Source organism: Phenylobacterium sp. (genome assembly GCF_035475775.1).
GTDB lineage: Bacteria > Pseudomonadota > Alphaproteobacteria > Caulobacterales > Caulobacteraceae > Phenylobacterium.
In genome coordinates this window covers 26,746-43,991 of sequence record NZ_DATIMC010000067.1, presented here as the reverse complement: position 1 = coordinate 43,991, position 17,246 = coordinate 26,746, and the positions used below count along the sequence as shown (strand labels likewise).

Here is a 17,246-nt window from a genome sequence, read left to right as displayed (position 1 = left end):
GGCGGGCGCGTCATTTTCGAACGGCCGGCCCGCGCCGTGCGGCCAAGTGGCAAGCGTTGCGAGGGGCGGCGGCGCGCTATAGGTTCCCGGCCTCTGCGCGGCGCCAGACCCATCGAAACCGGAGTCCCGATTGACCGATCTGTTCGAAGAGATCGAGGAGCAGCTTCGCTCCGAGCGCTATCGGGAGCTCGGCTTCAGGGTCCTGCCGTGGGTGCTGGGCCTGGGCGCGGCCGCGCTGATCGCCGCCCTGGCCGTCTGGGGTTGGCAAGCCTATCGCCAGCAGGCGATCGCCAAGGCCTCGGAGGAGTATGGAGCGGCGCTCGACGCCATGGGGCAGGGCCACGAGGACACGGCCGTGCGGCTATGGACCGAAGTCTCCCGGTCCCCCGCCAGGGGCTATCGCTCGCTCGCCCTCATGCAGCTCGGCGGGCTGAGCGTCAGCGACCACAAGCCGGCCGAGGCGGTGAAGTTCTTCGATCGGGCGGCCCAGGCTGCGCCCGACTCCATCATCGGCGACGCCGCCCGCCTCAAATCTGCCTTCGCCCTCCTGGACACCGCCCCTGAGCAGCAGGTGGAGGCGCGCTTGACCCCGTTGATCGGCGAAGGCCGGCCCTACCGGGTCCAGGCGCGCGAGGCGCTCGCCTTCGCCAAGCTGATGGCCGGCGACGGCGCCGGGGCGAGGCGCGAGTTCTCGATGATTTCCAACGCGCTGGACGCGCCGGACGGGGCTCGCGAACGCGCCAAGGCGGCGATCAACCTGATCGACTCCGGCTCGGCCAAGGCGGTGCCGGGACTGGCCAAGGCCCAGGCCGCCTTGCCGCCTGCGCCGCAGCCCACGCCGGGCCGACCGTCCGCCCAGCCGCAACCGCAAGCCCCGGGACCGCAATGACGCTTCAGCGCCGCCACATCTTCCTCGCCGCCCTGCTGAGCGCCGCCCTGGGCGCGAGCGGCTGCTCGACGGTGAGCCGGCTCAACCCGTTCCACGGCCCGTCCGGCCCCAAGGAGACCGCGGCCGAGGGCCCGCGAATCTCGATCCTGCAGCCGGAGGAGCAGCTTACCCCGGCCGAGGCGCTGAAGGGCGTCGACTTCGCCCTGCCGCCGGTCGCGCCGGTGGCCGACTGGCCGCTGCCTGGCGGCACCCTGGAGCAGTCGGTGGAAAACGTCGACGCGGCCCCGACCCTGAGCATCGTTTGGCGCCGTGGCATCGGCCAGGCCACCAACAACGCGGTCCACATCACCGCCCCGCCGATCGAGGCGGCCGGCCGGGTCTACACCATGGACGCCGAGGCCGGGGTCTCGGCGCACGACGCCCGCACCGGCGCCGAAGTCTGGCGCGTCAACCTTCGGCCCAACGACAATCGCCGGGACCGGGAGTCGTTCGGCGGCGGCCTCGCCTTCCTCGACGGCAAACTCTACGTCTCCTCGGGCTTCCGCCTGGTGGCGCAGCTCGATGCGGCGAGCGGCAAGCTCGGCTGGATAACGCGGACCGACGAGCCGATCCACGCGGCGCCCACGGTCGCCGACGGCCGGGTGATGGTCGTGGCGCTGGACAACTCGCTGCTCACCTTCGACGCCGCCACCGGACGGCCGGGGTGGACCTACCAGGGCCTGTCCGAGTCCGCGCGCATCCTCGCCGCCTCCAGCCCGGCGGTGTCGGGCGATACGGTGGTGGCGTCCTTCGGCTCCGGCGAGCTGGTGGCGCTGCGGACCGCCAACGGCAACGACTTGTGGGACCAGGCCCTGTCGCGCGCCAGCCGCACGAGCGCCCTTTCCGAGATCCGCGACATCCCCGGCCGGCCGGTGATCTACCGCGGCGACGTTTATGCGGTGAGCCACTCCGGCGTGTTCGCCGCAACCGACCTGCGCAGCGGTCAGGCGCGCTGGAGCCTGCCGGTGGTGGGGATCACCTCGCCGCTTCCCGAGGGCGACGTCGTCTATGTGGTCTCCAAGACTGGCCAGCTGATCTGCGCGGCGCGCGACAGCGGCCAGATCTATTGGACGCGCGACCTCAACCAGGGCTTCGTGGCCAGGCGTCGCGGCGGCTTCTTCGGCATCGGCGGCACCCGGATCACGCGCCCGATCTGGTCCAGCCCGATCCTCGCCAGCAACCGGCTGCTTCTGGCCGGCTCGTCCGGCGAGCTCGTCGCGGTCAACCCCAAGACCGGCGCGATCGAGAAGCGGGTCAACCTCGGCGCGCCGACGCTGCTCTCGCCGATCGCGGCGGGCGACATGATCTATGTCGTGACCGACACGGCCCAGCTGATCGCGCTTCGCTGAACCAGGCGTTTGGACGGACGCCATGGCGCTGAAACTCGCGATCGTCGGCCGTCCCAACGTTGGCAAGTCCACGCTGTTCAACCGGCTGGCCGGCCGCAAGCTCGCCATTGTCGACGATCGCCCGGGCGTCACGCGCGACCGCCGCTTCGCCACGGGACGGCTGGGGGATCTCGACCTCGAACTGATCGACACCGCGGGGTTCGAGGACGTCGCCGACGAGAGCCTGGAGGCGCGCATGCGCGCCCAGACCGAGCGGGCGATCGACGAGGCCGACGTGGCGCTGCTGCTGATCGACGCCCGCGAGGGGGTGACCCCGCTCGACCAGGTGTTCGCCGAACTGCTCCGAAAGCGCGGCAAGCCGGTCGTGGTCGGCGCCAACAAGGTCGAAGGACAGGCCGGCGAGGCGGGCGCCCTGGACGCCTACAGCCTGGGCCTCGGCGAGCCCGTGCCGATCTCGGCCGAGCACGGCGAGGGCATGGGCGACCTCTATGCCGCGATCTCCACGGTCGCCGGGCCGAATGAGGACGATGAGGCCGAGGCCGGCGAGAAGCCGATCCGCATCGCCATCGTCGGGCGGCCCAATGCCGGCAAGTCGACCCTCGTGAACCGGCTGATCGGCGAGGAGCGGCTGCTGACCGGGCCCGAGGCCGGCATCACCCGCGACGCCATCCCCGTCGACTGGACCTGGCAGGACCGCCGGATCCGGCTGGTCGACACCGCCGGCCTGCGGCGCAAGGCGAAGGTGCAGGAGAAGCTGGAGAAGCTCTCGGTGCAGGACGCCATCCGCGCCATCACCTTCGCCGAGGTGGTGATCCTGGTGATGGATGCGACCCACCCGTTCGAGATCCAGGATCTGCAGATCGGCGACCTGGTCGAGCGGGAGGGCCGGGCGCTGGTCTTCGTGCTCGCCAAGTGGGACCTCGTCGCCGACCCGCAGGCCCGGCTCGCCGAAATCATCGAGGCGGCCCAGCGGCAGCTGCCGCAGGTGAAGGGCGCGCCGATCGTGGCCCTTTCGGCCGAGACCGGGCGGGGGCTCGAGCGGTTGATGCCGGCGGTGATCAAGGTGCACGCCGACTGGTCGACCAAGGTCAAGACGCGCGACCTGAACGATTGGCTGCAGATGGCCATCCAGCGGCACCCGCCGCCGGCGGTCGGCGGCCGGCGGATCAAGCCCAAGTACATGGCCCAGACCAAGGCGCGGCCGCCCACCTTCGTGCTGTTCGCCAGCCGCGCGGCCCAGCTGCCGGACAGCTATCGGCGCTATCTGGTCAATTCCCTGCGCGAGAGCTTCGAGCTGCCCGGCGTGCCGATCCGGCTGAGCGTGAAGTCAGGCCGCAATCCATACGCCTCTGGCGAGGAACGCGCGCCGGGCCCGGTCCGCAGCGGCCTCAGGCCGGGACGAGGCGGCCGGTCGTCTTCCACTCGGCGAACGTCACGACCCTGAAGGGCAGGCCCAGGTCGGCCTGGGCGAGCTCGACGATCAGCGGCCCGAGCTCGGCGGGATCGGGCAGGCTCGCCGGATCCTCTCCCGGCATGGCTTCGGCGCGCATGCGGGTGCGCATGGGGCCGGGGCTCAGCAGCACGCCGCGGATGCTCGTCTTCTCGAGCTCGTCGGCCCAGGTGCGAACCATCGCCTCCAGGCCCGCCTTGGTGATCGCGTAGGGACCCCAGAAGGCGCGGGGGCTCGCCGCGACACCGGAGGTCAGGAAGATCGCGCGGGCGGCCGGCGCGGCCCGCAGCAGGGGCTCCGTCGTGCGGATCAGGCGGTAGCTCGCCGTCAGGTTCACGGCCACCACCCGGTCCCAGTGGGCGGGTTCGATGTGCGAGACGGGCGTCATGGGCCCGAGGATCGCGGCGGCGTGCACCAGCACGTCCAGCCGGCCGAACCGTTGGTGGATCTGGTAGCCCAGCTGGTCCAGGCCGCTGCCCTCGGCGATGTCCAGCGGGACGAGCGTCGCGCCCTCGCCGGTCGCAGCGCGGATCTCGTCGTCCAGCTCCTCGAGTCCGCCTTGGGTGCGGGCGACGGCGATCACGTGCGCGCCGGCCTCGGCGAGCGCCAGCGCCGCGGCCCGGCCGATGCCGCGGCTCGCGCCGGTGACCAGCGCGATGCGGCCGGAAAGCGGGGAGGCGTCGGACATCGCGGGCTTCCTAGCGGCTCTCCGCCTCGCTGTCCCGCCGGTTCGCGTAGCGCGAGGCGATCACCGCGCAGGCCATCAGCTGGATCTGGTGGAAGACCATCAGCGGCAGCAGCGCGACGCCGGCGGCCGGGCCGGGAAACAGCACCCCGGCCATCGGCACCCCCGAGGCCAGGCTCTTTTTGGAGCCGCAGAACACGATGGTGATCTCGTCGGCTTTGGCGAAGCCGAGCGTCCGGGCGGCCGACCAGGTGGCGAGCAGCACGAGCCCCAGGAGCACGGCGCAGATCGCCAGCAGTCGCGCGAGGTCGAGCGCGCCGATCATCCGCCAGACCCCGCCCACCACCGCGCTCGAGAAGGCCGTGTAGACGACGAGCAGGATGGAGCCGCGATCGATCTTCGACAGCCACGCGGTGTTGCGCGTCACGAAGCCTGCGATCCAGCGGCGAAGCAATTGGCCCGCGAGGAACGGCGCCAAGAGCTGCAGCACGATGGCCTGGACCGCATGCGGGCTCACCGCGCCCTTGGCGTGCAGCGTGAGCGCGACGAGCAGCGGGGTGAGCAGCACGCCCAGCAGGTTCGACGCCGAGGCGGCCGCGACGGCGGCGGCGACGTTGCCGCGCGCGATCACCGTGAAGCCGATCGAGGACTGGATGGTCGAAGGCAGGCAGCCCAGGAAGACGAGGCCGCCGGCGAGCGCCGGCGGCGTGATCCAGCCGGGCAGGGCGGCCACCCCCAGGCAGAGGACCGGGAACAGGCCGAAGGTCGAGCCGAGCACCAGGAGGTGCAGCCGCCAGTGCGTCAGGCCGCCGATCACCGCCTCGCGCGGGAGCCGGGCGCCGTGCAGGAAGAAGACCAGGCCGATGGCGATGCTGGTGGCCAGGCCGAAGACGGGCGCGGCCGCGCCGCGGGCCGGCGCGAGGGTGGCGATGGCCACCATCGACAGGATCAGGAGAAGGTACCAGTCGGGCTTGATGCGTCCCAGCCAGCCCTGCCGCGCGCGGCAGGGCCGCGCGGCCTCTGCGCTCACGCGCCGACCAGGAACGAGAGCTGGCGCTCGACCGCCTCGTTGCGGCCCTCGGCGATCTCCCGGTCGAGCAGGCGGGTCGGATAGTCGCCGGTGAAGTAGTGGTCCGTGAACTGCGGGTTGACCGGGTCGCGCGGGCCGGCCTCCATGGCCCAGTAGAGGCCGTCCACGGACAGATAGCCCATCGAATCCACGTTCAGGATCTTGGCGATCTCCTCGACCGAGTGGTTGGCGGCCAGCAGCTTGTCGCGGTCGGGCATGTCGATGCCGTAGAAGTCGGGCCACATCAGCGGCGGCGAGGCCGAGCGCAGGTGGACCTCCTTGGCTCCGGCCTCGCGGACCATGCGCACCACGCGGATCGAGTTGGTGCCGCGCACGATCGAATCGTCGACCAGCACCACCTTCTTGCCCGCCAGCACCGCCCGATTGGGGGACAGCTTCATGCGCACGCCCATCTCGCGCTGACCCTGGGTGGGCTGGATGAAGGTGCGGCCCACGTAGTGGTTGCGGATGATGCCGAGCTCGTAGGGTAGCCCCGCCTCCTTGGCGAAGCCCAGGGCGGCCGGCACGCCGGAGTCCGGCACCGGGACGACCACGTCGACGTCGGCCGGCGCCTCCTGGGCGAGCCTGCGGCCCATGCGCTTGCGCAGCTCGTAGACCGACTTGCCGTTCACGATGGAGTCCGGCCGGGCGAAATAGACGTATTCGAAGATGCAGGGCCGGGCCCGCTCGGCGGGGAACGGGCGGTAGGAGGTCAGGCCGTCCTGGTCGATGACCACCAGCTCGCCGTGCTCCACGTCGCGCACGAAGCGGGCGCCGATCATGTCGAGCGCGCAGGTCTCCGAGGCCAGCACCGCCTTGCCGTCGAGATCGCCCAGCACCAGCGGGCGAATGCCCAGAGGGTCGCGCACCCCGATCAGCTTCTTGTTGGTGATCGCCACCAGCGCGTAGCCGCCTTCGATCTGGCTGAGCGCCTCGATGAACCGCTCCACGAGCCGACGTTTTCGAGAGCGGGCGATCAGATGGAGGATGACTTCGGAATCCGAGGTGGACTGGAAGATGTGGCCTTCGCCGACCAGCTGTTCGCGCAGGGTGAGGAAGTTTGTCAGGTTGCCGTTGTGGGCGAGCGCGACGCCGCCGCTCTCGAGATCGGCGAACATCGGCTGGACATTGCGGATGAACGAGCCGCCGGCGGTGGAGTAGCGGGTGTGACCGATGGCGGCGCGGCCGGGCAGGCGCTGCATCAGGTCCATGCCGCCGAAGGCGTCGGCCACGTGGCCCATGTGGCGTTCGGTGTGGAACCGCTGGCCGTCGAACGAGGCGATGCCGCAGGCCTCCTGGCCACGGTGCTGCAGGGAATGCAGCCCGAGCGCCACGATCGCCGCGGCCTGGTCCACATCGAAGATCCCGAAGACGCCGCATTCCAGGCGCGGGCTGTCGTCCAAGGGGTCACGAACGGGGGGCGACCATCGTTCGTGCGTCTGGCTCATGGGGCCTTCTCCGGATCGTCGGTCCCGCCGCGATGCGGCGCGTCGTAGCTTCCTATATCGGTCCTGTCACCTGAGCCGCCGCCCACCGCGTGCTCGAAGGCGGGCTTGAGGCGTCCGGCGAAGTTCAGGCCGCGGGGCGCAAGCTGGGTGAGAAGCTCCCCCATGGCGCGCGCCGCGGGCCATGTCGCCGAGCCCGTGATCCAGCGGGGCCGCAGGTCCTCGGGCGTGGCGGCGTTGAACATCAGATAGAGGGCGCCCAGCACGGCCAGGCCGCGCGCGACGCCGATGGCCAGGCCCGCGGTGCGGTCCAGCCCGCCCAGCACGTGGGTCCGCTGGACCCTCTGGGCAATGCCTGCGCCGATGAGCCGCAACAGGCCGTAGCAGATGACGAACACGCCCACGAGCGCCACCACGGCGGCGATCCAGCGGGTGTGGATGATGTGCCGCACGAGCGGCGCCATTGCAGGCAGCCCAAGGACCGCGATGGCGCCCGCACCGACCAGCGCCACCAGGGCCGCCACCTCCCGGATCGCGCCGCGCACCCACCCGACGCCCGCCGAGATCGCGAGCAGCAGCAGGACGATGACATCGAACTTGGTCACGGCCGTTCGCCCCAGTCCTCGTCGCGCAGCCGGCGAATGGCGTCGCCGAGGCGGCCGACCGGGACAGCGGCGATGCCCGCCTGCCGCTCGAGCTCGGCCGGGCCGAGCGCGCGCCGGAATCCCAGCTTGGCGGCCTCCTTGAGCCGCGCGTCCATGCGGCTCACCGAACGCACCTCGCCCGACAGGCTGATCTCCCCGAACACCACGCAATCCTGCGGCAGCGCCTGGTCGAGGGCGGAGGAGACCAGGGCGGCGGCGGCGGCCAGGTCGGCCGCCGGCTCGCTGATCCGCAGGCCGCCCGCCACGTTCAGGTAGACGTCGCGGTCGCCGAGCGCCAGGCCGCACCGCGCCTCCAGCACTGCCAGCACCATCGCCAGCCGCCCGGAGTCCCAGCCCACCACCGCCCGGCGCGGCGTGCCGTAGGCGGACGGCGCGACGAGCGCCTGGAACTCGACCAGCACCGGCCGCGAGCCCTCGATGCCGGCGAAAACCGCTGCGCCCGCCGCGCGCTCGCCGGAGGTGTTGAGGAACAGGGCCGAGGGGTTCTTCACCTCCGCCAGGCCCGCGTCGCCCATCTCGAAGACCCCGATCTCGTCGGTGGCGCCGAAGCGGTTCTTGGCGCCGCGCAGGATGCGGAACGGATAGCCGCGCTCGCCCTCGAAGGCGAGGACGGCGTCGACCATGTGCTCGATCACCCTGGGGCCGGCGATGGTCCCCTCCTTGGTGACATGGCCGACCAACACCACGGCCACGCCGCGCTTCTTGGCCAGGCGCACGAGCTCGCCGGCGGCGGCGCGCACCTGGGTCACCGAGCCCGGCGCGGCTTCGTGGGCGTCGCTCCACAGGGTCTGGATCGAGTCGATGACCACCAGGTCGAAATGCTCGCGCTTGAGGCCGTCGAGGATCTCGCGCAGCGCCGTCTCGGCGGCGAGCTTCACCGCCGCGTCGGCGAGCCCCATGCGCTGCGCCCGGCTGCGGATCTGCTCGATCGCCTCCTCGCCGGAGATGTAGGCGCAGGCCGCGCCGCGCCGCGCGGCGCTGGCGGCGACCTGCAGCAGGAGCGTCGACTTGCCGACCCCCGGATCGCCGCCCAAGAGGATCGCCGAGCCCGGCACCACCCCGCCGCCGCAGACCCGGTCGAACTCCTCGACGCCGGTGGCGATCCTGGGCGGGGAGGGCGTCTCGTCCTGCAGCCCCTCGAAGGCCAGGCCCCGGCCCCTGGCGGTCCGGCTGGGGGCGAGCGCGCCGGGGGGACGGCTCGCGACCTCCTCCACCAGGGTGTTCCAGGCCCCGCAGCCCGGGCACTGGCCGCCCCACTTCGATTGGGCCGAGCCGCAGGCCTGGCAGACGTAGAGGGCGCCGTCGCGGGCCATGCACGCTCCTGATTCGCTACGCCATGAAGTCTAGCCGACCCGGGCTCCGGCGCCTTGCGGCGCCCTGCCCATGCTCTAGGCTCGATCGCGGGCCTCAGGAGTCGGCGGCTTGGGACGAAGCTGATGAGCGCGGTCGACCCGGAGCCGCGGCGCTGGTCGCTCGCCGGTCGCGCGGTCGCCCTGCTCGTGCGGCCCCGACGCACCTGGCGGGTCATCGCCGCGGAGTCGAGCGCCGTCGCGGAGCTCTATCGCCGCTACGTGGCGCCGCTCGCCGCGATTCCGCCGGTCTGCGGTGTGGCCGGCGGGCTGCTGTTCGGATCGGGCATCGCCGGCATCGAGATCCGGCCGCCCGTGCAGGGGCTGCTCGCCGAGGCGGCGCTGAACTATGTCTTCACCCTGATCTTCGTCTATCTCCTGGCCCTGATCGTCGCGCTGGTGAGCCCGCGGTTCGGCGGAACGGGCGGGCGGGCGCAGGCGCTCAAGCTCGCCGCCTATTCAGGCACCGCGGCCTGGGTGGCGGGCGTCTTCGGGCTGCTGCCGTCGCTGGGCTTCGCGATGATGATCCTCGGCGGCCTCTACAGCCTCTACCTGCTGCGCGAGGGCCTGCCGGTGCTGATGCGCGTGCCGGAGGCCCGCGCGCTCACCTGTTTCGCGACGATCGTCATCCTGGCGCTGGCGCTGGGGATCGGGCTGGGCGCGGCGAGCACCGCCGTCCGCTCGCTGGTCGGGGGACCGCTGCGGGTCGTGGGCGGGGCCTAGCGTCCGTCAATCCTTCTTCCCGCCCGAGGAGAGGAGAGATCGGCTGGCTCAGCGCGGATCGTAGCGGCCGTCGCGGGCGAGGTTCCCGAACTTGGTGATGTCCTCGTTGAAGGAGAGCTTCACCGTGCCGATCGGGCCGTGGCGCTGCTTGCCGATGATGATCTCGGCCAGACCCTTCACCTGGTCCATCTGCTCCTGCCACTTGAAATGCTCCTCGCTGCCCTCGCGTGGCTCGAGGCGGCTCAGGTAATAGCTCTCGCGATAGATGAACATCACCATGTCGGCGTCCTGCTCGATCGAGCCGGATTCCCGTAGGTCGGCGAGCTGGGGCTTCTTGTCCTCGCGATTCTCCACCTGGCGTGAGAGCTGGGCCAGCGCGAGCACCGGAATCGAGAGCTCCTTGGCCAGCGCCTTCAGGCCCTGGGTGATGGCCGAGACCTCCTGCACCCGGTTGTCCTGCCGATTGGTCCCCCCGATGGTGACGAGCTGAAGGTAGTCGACGATCAGCAGGTCGAGGCCGACGGTGCGCTTCAGCCGTCGCGCCCGCGCGGCGAGCTTGGCGAGCGTGATGCCGCCGGTGTCGTCGATGTAGAACGGCGCATCCTGGATCTCCAGGGCGGCGTCGCGGACGCGGCCGAATTCAGAGGCGTCGATCTCCCCTTTGCGCAGCCGGTCGCCGGAGACGCCGGAGACCTCGGCCAGCATGCGCAGGGCGAGCTGGTCGGCGCTCATTTCCAGCGAGAAGAAGGCGACCACCCCGCCGCGCACGGTCTTCTTGGAGCCGTCCGGCTGCGGCTCCCAGGCGTAATTCCGGGCCGCGTCGAAGCCGATGTTCGCGGCCAGCGACGACTTCCCCATGGAGGGCCGCGAGGCGATGATGACCAGGTCCGACGGGTGCAGCCCGCCGATCTTGGAGTCGAGGTCCATCAGGCCCGTGGAGAGGCCGGCGAGCCCCCCATCGCGGCTGTGCGCCTCGGCGGCCATGGTGACGGCGCGGTGCAGGGCCTCGGTGAAGGAGACGAAGCCCTGCGAGACTCCGCCGGTCTCGGCCAGCGCATAGAGCTGCTGCTCGGCCTGCTCGATCTGCTCCTTGGCGTCGAGCTCCGGGTCGCCGGCGGCGGCGAGGGCGGAGATCTCGCCCCCGATGCGGATCAGGTCGCGGCGCAGCGCGAGATCGTAAACCGCGCGGGCGTAGTCCGGCGCATTGGCGGCTGGGGGCGCGCGGTCGACCAGGTCGGCGAGATAGCGCACGCCGCCCAGCTCCTCGAACCCCGGATCGCGGGCGAACTGCTCGGCGATCAGGATGGGCTCGGCGAGCTGGCCCTTGCGGATGTGCGTCTCGACCGCCTCGAACAGCCGCTGGTGGAACGGCTCGTAGAAGTGGCGCCCCTGCAGGTTGTCGCCGATCCGCTCGAAGGCGGCGTTGTCGTAGAGCAGCGCACCCAGCAGCGCCTGCTCGGCCTCGACGTTCGCCGGGACATGCGGAATCTCGATGTCGTTGGAGACGGGGCGGAGGTCGAGCGCCGGGACGATGGCCATGGCTTATCGTCTAGCCCAAGCTTGCGATCGCTCCACTGTGACAACCGCGACCGGACGGAAGAAGTCCACAGGAACGAATCGCCTGTGGACAAGCCTCGCCATGACCTGCGACGGAAGCGGACGCAGGCGGCCGCCGGCCTCAGCGGGGCGCCGGCGACTGCGCGTTCCGCGCCGCCTCGGTGGCGGCGTCGAGCCGCTTGATCCGCGCCGCGTAGAGCTCGGCCAGGCGCTCGGGGTCGGCGACGCCGCTGCGCATGTCGCGCCAGGCGAGCTGACGCTGGCGCAAGGTGGCGCGATCGGTGTGGGCCTCGAGCGCGCGGGCATAGGCCTGGCGCAGCTGCTTCTGCAGCTTGAGCAGGCGCGCATCGCCGCAGATGGTGCGGTCGGCAGGGGTGGGCGCGTTGGCGCAGGCCTTGGCGGGCTCTGCAGCGTCGGCCGCCGCCGGCACGGGCTTGACGTCCTCGGGCGCAGCCGGTGCGGCGGGGCCCGCAACGGCCTCGCCCTTGGCCGGCGACGGCGCGGCCTCGGTGGCGGGCGCGGGCGTCATCGGGCCGAGGGTCGTCGGGGAAGGCGTCGTCGGAGCGGGGGTGGCCGGCCCGCTCGCGGCCGGCCCGGGAATCGGGGCGATGTCAGCCGGTGCGGTTTCAGCCGGCGCTTGGGCGACGGGCGGCGCCGGTTCCGCGGCGGCGGTCGACGGGCGCAGGGCCGGGGCCTGCGGGAACACGGCCGTCGCCGGCTCGGAGGGCGGCGGGCGCGACTGGATGCCGAGCCCCAGGCCCATGACCAGGCCTAGCGCCACGCCGACCGAGAAGCCCAGCACAGGGAACCGCCGGCGGGGCGGCGGAGGATCGTCCGCGCGGCGGGACGATCGCGCGGGCTTGCGGCGGCGGGCCGGCCGCTCGTCGAACGCCAAGGCGAGGTCGACGTCCAGCGGGTCGTCGGCGCGGGCCGGCGGCGCGCCGGCGGGGGTCGCCGCGGCGGCGACGGCGGCGGGGTGGGGGACGCCCGCCTCGAGATCCTCCAAGGGATCGCCGAGCTCCAGGGCGATCACCCGCGGGTGGGCCGAGGGCGGGCGCGCCGAGCGGGTCCGGCGCTCGGCCATCTCCTGGAGGATCTGGTACGACTGGGCGGCCTGGCCGCGCTGGCGGGTGGAGTCCAGGAGGTCGCGGAGCTCGGCCGCGCTCAGGCTGGAAAGGTCGATTTCAGGCATGGACGCTCAAGCGATGATCCGGCCGAGATGCGAAGTCCTCGCCAGCGGCCCCTCCTTGCGCCAGCGGCGTCAAGTCTCAGGCGCCTCGGCGGCGAAGGAAACCGTGCGCATCGCCGCATACGAAAACGGCGCGGAGATGGGCTCCGCGCCGTCGCCGCACCGTATTGGCGCGCGGCTCACCAGGTGGCGCTGACCCGGGCGTAGACCCGCCGGCCGTTGAAGCCGAACGGCGAGAACGAGCTCCACGGCGCGGCGCCCGTAGTATCGAGCCTCACCGGAGCCTGGTCCGGGTATTCGTCGAACAGGTTCTCCGCCCCGATCGCCAGCTGCACGCCGTGGCTGAAGTTGTAGCGGCCTTCCAGGTCCACGATGGCGTGGGCGCCGGTGTGGCCGTCATTGAGGCCGTTGTCGCTGGTGCCCGCCGACAGCACGTCGCCATAATAGGTGACCCGGCCCGTGGCGCCCCAGTTGTCCAGCGACCAATCGCCTTGGACGGAGGCCTTGTACTTGGGCGTGCCGCGCTCGAACCGATAGGTCGCCTGGCGGGCGAACAGGTTGAGCGGCGTCGGCAGCAGGCCCGGCCGGCTGAACGGCGACTTGGTGATCAGGAAGTCGTTGGCGTTGCCGGAGGCGGTCAGCGACAGGTCGCCCCAGGGCTGGGTGTCCAGCCGGTAGGTCGCCACCACGTCGACGCCGCGGGTGCGGGTGTCGACGCCGTTGATGAAGAAGCGGGCGGCCGAAACGCCCAGCGGCAGGATGGTCTGGCAGATCACGAAGCCGTTGGTGCCCGCTTTGGCGGTCGGATCGCAGGTGAAGTTCTCGGACAGCACGATGCGGTCCTTCACGTCGATCTCGTAGGCGTCGATGGTGACCGCGAGGTTCTCCGCCCGGATCACCGCGCCCAGGGAGTAGTTCTTGGACTTCTCGGGCTTTAGCGCCTGCCCGCCCAGCGCCTCGGCGGTCGGACTGGTCGCCGGGAACGTGCCGGTGTCGAACTGCACGTTGTCGATGAACAGGCTGGCCGTCGAGGTGAAGAACTCCTGCTGCAGGCTGGGCGCGCGGAAGCCGGATTCCGCAGAGCCGCGGAACGCCAGCCAGGGCGCGACCTCGTAGCGGAAGGAGACCTTGCCCGAGGTGTTGTCGCCGAAGTCGGAGTAGTGCTCCTCGCGCACGGCGCCCGAAAGGGTCAGCTGGTCGAGCACCTTGCCCTCGAGCGCCAGATACGCGCCGATGTTCGTGCGGTGCACGCGCACGACGTTGTCCGGCAGGAAGCCCGGGAAGCCCTGGGCGCCGATGCCGGCCGCCACCGTCGGCGAGTTCTGGAACGGCCCCTTGATGAACGAGGCCGTCTCGCCTGCGCCGATGTGGTAGCCCTCGTTGCGGGCCTCGACGCCGAAGGCGACGTTGAGTGGTCCGGCCATGCCGACATCGAAGTCGCGGTTGAAATCGGCGTTTCCGACCAGCTGGTTGTAGATCAGCTTGCCCGCGTAGAAATTGTGCGGCGAGGTCGGGCCCAGCGAGACGTTGATGGTGTCGAGCGTGTCGTAGCGCAGGCGGTTCCAGCCGTAATCGATGCTGAAGTTGGAATGCCACCCGGCCAGGTCGCCCTTCAGGGCGGAACCCACGCTGTAATCGTTCGAGTGGGTGCGGATGTGGGGCAGGAAGCCGTTGGGATAGACCGACGGGATGTTCTTGGCCAGGTCGGTGGGCGTGCGGAAGGTGGCGGCGCTCTCGGTGTGGCGGAACTGGCCGCCGGCCCAGCCATAGAGCTCCCAGCCGTCGCCGAGCGGCTTGCCGGCGTTCAGGTAGGCGGTGCCCTGGACCACGCTCGGATCGCCGAAGCGGGAATCGATGCCGAGCAATGGGAACCGCGGGTCCTTGTCGCTGCGGTTGGTCGGCTCGCGGTGCAGGTATTCGCCGGACAGCGTGAGAAAGCCATCGCCCAGCAGCTTGAATCCCTGCCAGCCGTCGACCGAGACGGTGGTCCCGTCGTGGATGTTCCGCTTGCCGCCGACGAAGCCGTCGAAGCTGGTGTCGAACTCCCCGATCGTGGAGGAGATCCCGCCGCCGCTGTCGGCCTCCTTGAGCTTGATGGCGAGAACGCCGGCGATGGCGTCGGAGCCATAGAGCGCCGAGGCCCCGTCACGCAGCACCTCGATGTGGTCGATCGCGACCGTCGGGATGGTGTTGAGGTCCACGCCCGCCGAGCCGCGGCCCACCGAGCCGTTGAGGTTGACCAGCGCAGAGGTGTGGGCGCGCACGCCATTGATGAGCACCAGCGTCTGGTCGGGGCCCTGGCCGCGCAGGGTGGCCGGGCGGATGGCGTCGGTGCCATCGGTGTTGGAGGGCCGCGGGAAGTCGATCGAGGGCACGCTGACGGCCAGCGCCGCGCCGAGCTCGGTGGTGCCCTGGTGCTGCAGCGCCTGCGCGTTCACGACATCGACGGGCGACAGCGATTCGAGGCGTGAGCGCGGCTCGGCGCGGCTGCCTGTGACGACGAGCTCTTCGACCTCGGCGCCGGGCGCCGGCTTGGGGGCGGGCGCAGCCTGGGCGAAGGCGTGGGTGGAGACGAGCGCGGCGGCGGAAGCTGCGGTGAACAGCAAGACCCGTGACAGCATGGACGGAATACCCCCTTGGGCCCCGCAGCGGGCGGGACCTTAACAATGATCAGCTGTCTAGCTAGGGGGCTTCGCTGCATTGCGGAATGATATTTTCGCAACAGCGCATGCAAAACGGCGCGGGAGGGGTCTCCCGCGCCGCTTACGTTGTAAGGCTGCGGCGTTACGCCTCGGCTTCTGTGAAATCCTGGGCGATCTGGCCGGCGCCGCCCTCGAGCAGCTCGGCGGCCGCCCGATCGGCGGCGATGCGGTCTTCCTCGAATGCGGCCGAGATGACGTTTTCGCCGCGCGCCTGGCGCTCGGCCTCATCGGGGCTGCGGGCGATGTTGAGGGTGACGGTGACGGTCACTTCCGGGTGCAGCCGGATCTTCACCTCGTGCAGGCCCAGCGTCTTGATGGGCTTGTCCAGCACCACCATGGCGCGCTCGACCTTGCCGCCCTCGGCGTTGACGGCGTCGGCCACATCGCGGCCGGCGACCGAACCGTAGAGCTGGCCGCTCTCGCCCGCCTGCCGGATCAGCACGTAGGAGGTCCCGTCCAGCTTCTCGCCGGAGGTCTCCGCCGCCTGCCTCGCCTTGGCGTTGCGCGCCTCGATCTCGGCGCGCTGGCCCTCGAAGATCTTGAGGTTGGCCTCGGTGGCGCGAAGCGCCTTGTTGCGTGGCAGGAGGAAGTTGCGGGCGTAGCCGTCCTTGACGTTGACCACGTCGCCGAGGCCGCCGCGGCCTTCGACCCGCTCGAGCAGGATGAGTTTCATGCGCCGGCCCCTTACTTCACGACGTAGGGCAGGAGCGCGAGGAAGCGGGCGCGCTTGATGGCGCGGGCCAGCTCGCGCTGCTTCTTGGCCGAGACCGCGGTGATCCGCGAGGGCACGATCTTGCCGCGCTCGGAGACGTAGCGCTGCAGGAGCTTGACGTCCTTGTAGTCGATCTTCGGCGCGTTGGCGCCGGAGAAGGGGCAGACCTTCCGGCGGCGGAAGAACGGGCGGCGGGGTCCGCCGGCGGCGGCGCCGGGCGCCGGGGCGAGGGAGGTTTCGTCGGTCATGGCGGTGGCCTCCTTTCCTTAGAACTGCGGGGCGTCGTCGCGGCGTTCGCGATCGCGATCGCGGCGGGCGAGGACGGGCGACAGCTCGAGGTCCAGCTCGTCGACCCGGACGGTCAGGTGGCGCAGCACGTCCTCGTTGATGGACAGCTGCCGCTCCATCTCCTTGACGGCCTCGGCCGGGCTGTCGATGGCCAACAGGGAGTAGTGGCCCTTGCGGTTCTTCTTGATGCGATAGGACAGGTTTCGCAGGCCCCAGTACTCGATCTTGGCGACGGTGCCGCCGCCTTGCTCGATGATCGCCTTGAGCTGGTCGTTGAGGGCTTCGGCCTGTTGCGGCGAGATGTCCTGCCGCGAGATCACGACGTGTTCGTAGAGCGCCATAGGTCCTTCTTCCCGCTGGGAGGGCGGCGCGTCCCGGCGGCGGAAGAACCGCGGGCTGCGATGGCTCTCGGACGCGGCGGCCGAGACGACATCCCGACCCGTTGAAGGCTCCGCGCGAGACCGCCTTCCGTGAAGAGGCGGGCAGATAGGCGAAAAGCATGTCCGGAGCAAGGAGTTTCGCCTTGTCGCGCCGGCTCCCGGCGCTACCGTCGCAGTGACCTGGGGGAAATCGCAAGATGATGAAGAGCCTGATCGCCGCCGCGGCCGCCGTGGCCATGCTGACGCCGCTCGCCGCGCGCGCCGCGCCGCCGTCCGCTGCTGCGCCGGCCGCAGCGAGCGCGGTCAAGCCGGAGGCCGAGGCGCTGGTGCGGCGCTATCTCGCCGCCGTGCACTTCGAGCGGACCATGGACGTCATGCAGGCCGCGATGCTGCCGGTCATCGCCGCGCAGAGCGCCAAGGCCAATCCGAACCTCACCGCCGCCGACCAGCAGATGCTCGTCGAGGTCGTGCGGCGGGTGATGCGCGAAAAGATGATGCCGAAGATGATCGAGCGGATGGTTCCGATCTACGCGCAGACCTTCACCCTGTCCGAGCTTCGGGCCATGGTGGCCTTCTACGAGAGCCCGCTGGGCCGCTCGATCACCGACAAGATCCCGACGCTCGCGCCCAGGAGCGCCGCCATCACCCGCGAGCTGATGCCCGAGATGATGAGCGAGGTCGTCCAGGAGCTGATCGCCCGCAAGTGCCCGGACGGCCGGTGCCAGACGGCGCCGCCGAAGGCCTCGGCCTCCTGA

The 17,246-nt window shown here is 71.1% G+C and carries 16 protein-coding genes; 5 read left to right on the top strand and 11 right to left on the bottom strand.

Annotated elements, in window-relative coordinates:
* Positions 1-130 precede the first annotated feature (130 nt).
* From VLI41_RS08450 to der, 3 genes are read left to right on the top strand one after another with little or no spacing between them, the layout of a single operon-like run.
* The gene (locus tag VLI41_RS08450; protein ID WP_325267630.1) at positions 131-889 is read left to right on the top strand and encodes a tetratricopeptide repeat protein; all 759 of its coding nucleotides are present in this window, start codon (positions 131-133) and stop codon (positions 887-889) included.
* Complete coding sequence (locus VLI41_RS08445) at positions 886-2,277, top strand: PQQ-like beta-propeller repeat protein (protein ID WP_325267629.1); 1,392 nt, start codon at positions 886-888, stop codon at positions 2,275-2,277. Before VLI41_RS08450 ends, VLI41_RS08445 begins: the two co-directional genes overlap by 4 nt.
* A 22-nt stretch (positions 2,278-2,299) precedes the next feature.
* The gene (gene der / locus VLI41_RS08440; RefSeq protein ID WP_414692535.1) at positions 2,300-3,721 is read left to right on the top strand and encodes a ribosome biogenesis GTPase Der; all 1,422 of its coding nucleotides are present in this window, start codon (positions 2,300-2,302) and stop codon (positions 3,719-3,721) included.
* Here der and VLI41_RS08435 read toward each other — a convergent pair.
* The 5 genes from VLI41_RS08435 to radA are packed head-to-tail and all read right to left on the bottom strand — an operon-like array spanning position 3,666 to position 8,904.
* Complete coding sequence (locus VLI41_RS08435; protein ID WP_325267628.1) at positions 3,666-4,415, bottom strand: SDR family NAD(P)-dependent oxidoreductase; 750 nt, start codon at positions 4,413-4,415, stop codon at positions 3,666-3,668. The two genes, der and VLI41_RS08435, sit on opposite strands and share 56 nt — an antisense overlap.
* Positions 4,416-4,425: 10 nt before the next feature.
* Positions 4,426-5,442: a bile acid:sodium symporter family protein gene (locus VLI41_RS08430; protein ID WP_325267627.1), complete on the bottom strand. Its 1,017-nt coding sequence runs from the start codon at positions 5,440-5,442 to the stop codon at positions 4,426-4,428.
* On the bottom strand, positions 5,439-6,929 hold the full coding sequence (gene purF, locus VLI41_RS08425; RefSeq protein WP_325267626.1) for an amidophosphoribosyltransferase: 1,491 nt from the start codon (positions 6,927-6,929) through the stop codon (positions 5,439-5,441). The genes VLI41_RS08430 and purF overlap by 4 nt, the downstream gene beginning before the upstream one ends.
* Positions 6,926-7,531 (bottom strand): CvpA family protein, encoded by a 606-nt coding sequence (locus tag VLI41_RS08420; RefSeq protein ID WP_325267625.1) that lies wholly within the window; start codon positions 7,529-7,531, stop codon positions 6,926-6,928. The genes purF and VLI41_RS08420 overlap by 4 nt, the downstream gene beginning before the upstream one ends.
* Positions 7,528-8,904: a DNA repair protein RadA gene (gene radA / locus VLI41_RS08415; protein WP_325267624.1), complete on the bottom strand. Its 1,377-nt coding sequence runs from the start codon at positions 8,902-8,904 to the stop codon at positions 7,528-7,530. Before radA ends, VLI41_RS08420 begins: the two co-directional genes overlap by 4 nt.
* A 123-nt stretch (positions 8,905-9,027) precedes the next feature.
* Here radA and VLI41_RS08410 point away from each other — a divergent pair, with 123 nt between their 5' ends.
* Positions 9,028-9,663 carry a Yip1 family protein gene (locus VLI41_RS08410; protein WP_325267623.1) on the top strand — a complete coding sequence of 212 codons (636 nt, stop codon included), beginning with the start codon at positions 9,028-9,030 and terminating at the stop codon, positions 9,661-9,663.
* A gap of 48 nt (positions 9,664-9,711) precedes the next feature.
* Here VLI41_RS08410 and VLI41_RS08405 read toward each other — a convergent pair whose 3' ends face one another.
* The 6 genes from VLI41_RS08405 to rpsF all read right to left on the bottom strand — a co-directional run bounded on the left by VLI41_RS08405 (position 9,712) and on the right by rpsF (position 16,452).
* Positions 9,712-11,202, bottom strand: coding sequence for a replicative DNA helicase (locus VLI41_RS08405; RefSeq protein ID WP_325267622.1), 1,491 nt, complete (start codon positions 11,200-11,202; stop codon positions 9,712-9,714).
* Between the two features lie 139 nt (positions 11,203-11,341).
* A complete protein-coding gene (locus VLI41_RS08400; RefSeq protein ID WP_325267621.1) occupies positions 11,342-12,412 on the bottom strand; it encodes a hypothetical protein in 1,071 nt (356 codons plus the stop codon).
* A 176-nt stretch (positions 12,413-12,588) separates the two neighbouring features.
* Positions 12,589-15,030, bottom strand: coding sequence for a TonB-dependent receptor (locus tag VLI41_RS08395; protein ID WP_325267620.1), 2,442 nt, complete (start codon positions 15,028-15,030; stop codon positions 12,589-12,591).
* Between the two features lie 163 nt (positions 15,031-15,193).
* Complete coding sequence (gene rplI / locus VLI41_RS08390) at positions 15,194-15,784, bottom strand: 50S ribosomal protein L9 (RefSeq protein ID WP_325267619.1); 591 nt, start codon at positions 15,782-15,784, stop codon at positions 15,194-15,196.
* An 11-nt stretch (positions 15,785-15,795) separates the two neighbouring features.
* Positions 15,796-16,071 carry a 30S ribosomal protein S18 gene (rpsR, locus tag VLI41_RS08385; RefSeq protein ID WP_325267618.1) on the bottom strand — a complete coding sequence of 92 codons (276 nt, stop codon included), beginning with the start codon at positions 16,069-16,071 and terminating at the stop codon, positions 15,796-15,798.
* Positions 16,072-16,089: 18 nt separating this feature from the next.
* A complete protein-coding gene (gene rpsF / locus VLI41_RS08380; RefSeq protein WP_325267617.1) occupies positions 16,090-16,452 on the bottom strand; it encodes a 30S ribosomal protein S6 in 363 nt (120 codons plus the stop codon).
* Between the two features lie 236 nt (positions 16,453-16,688).
* Between rpsF and VLI41_RS08375 the strand changes: the two genes are divergently transcribed.
* Positions 16,689-17,246 (top strand): DUF2059 domain-containing protein, encoded by a 558-nt coding sequence (locus VLI41_RS08375; RefSeq protein ID WP_325267616.1) that lies wholly within the window; start codon positions 16,689-16,691, stop codon positions 17,244-17,246.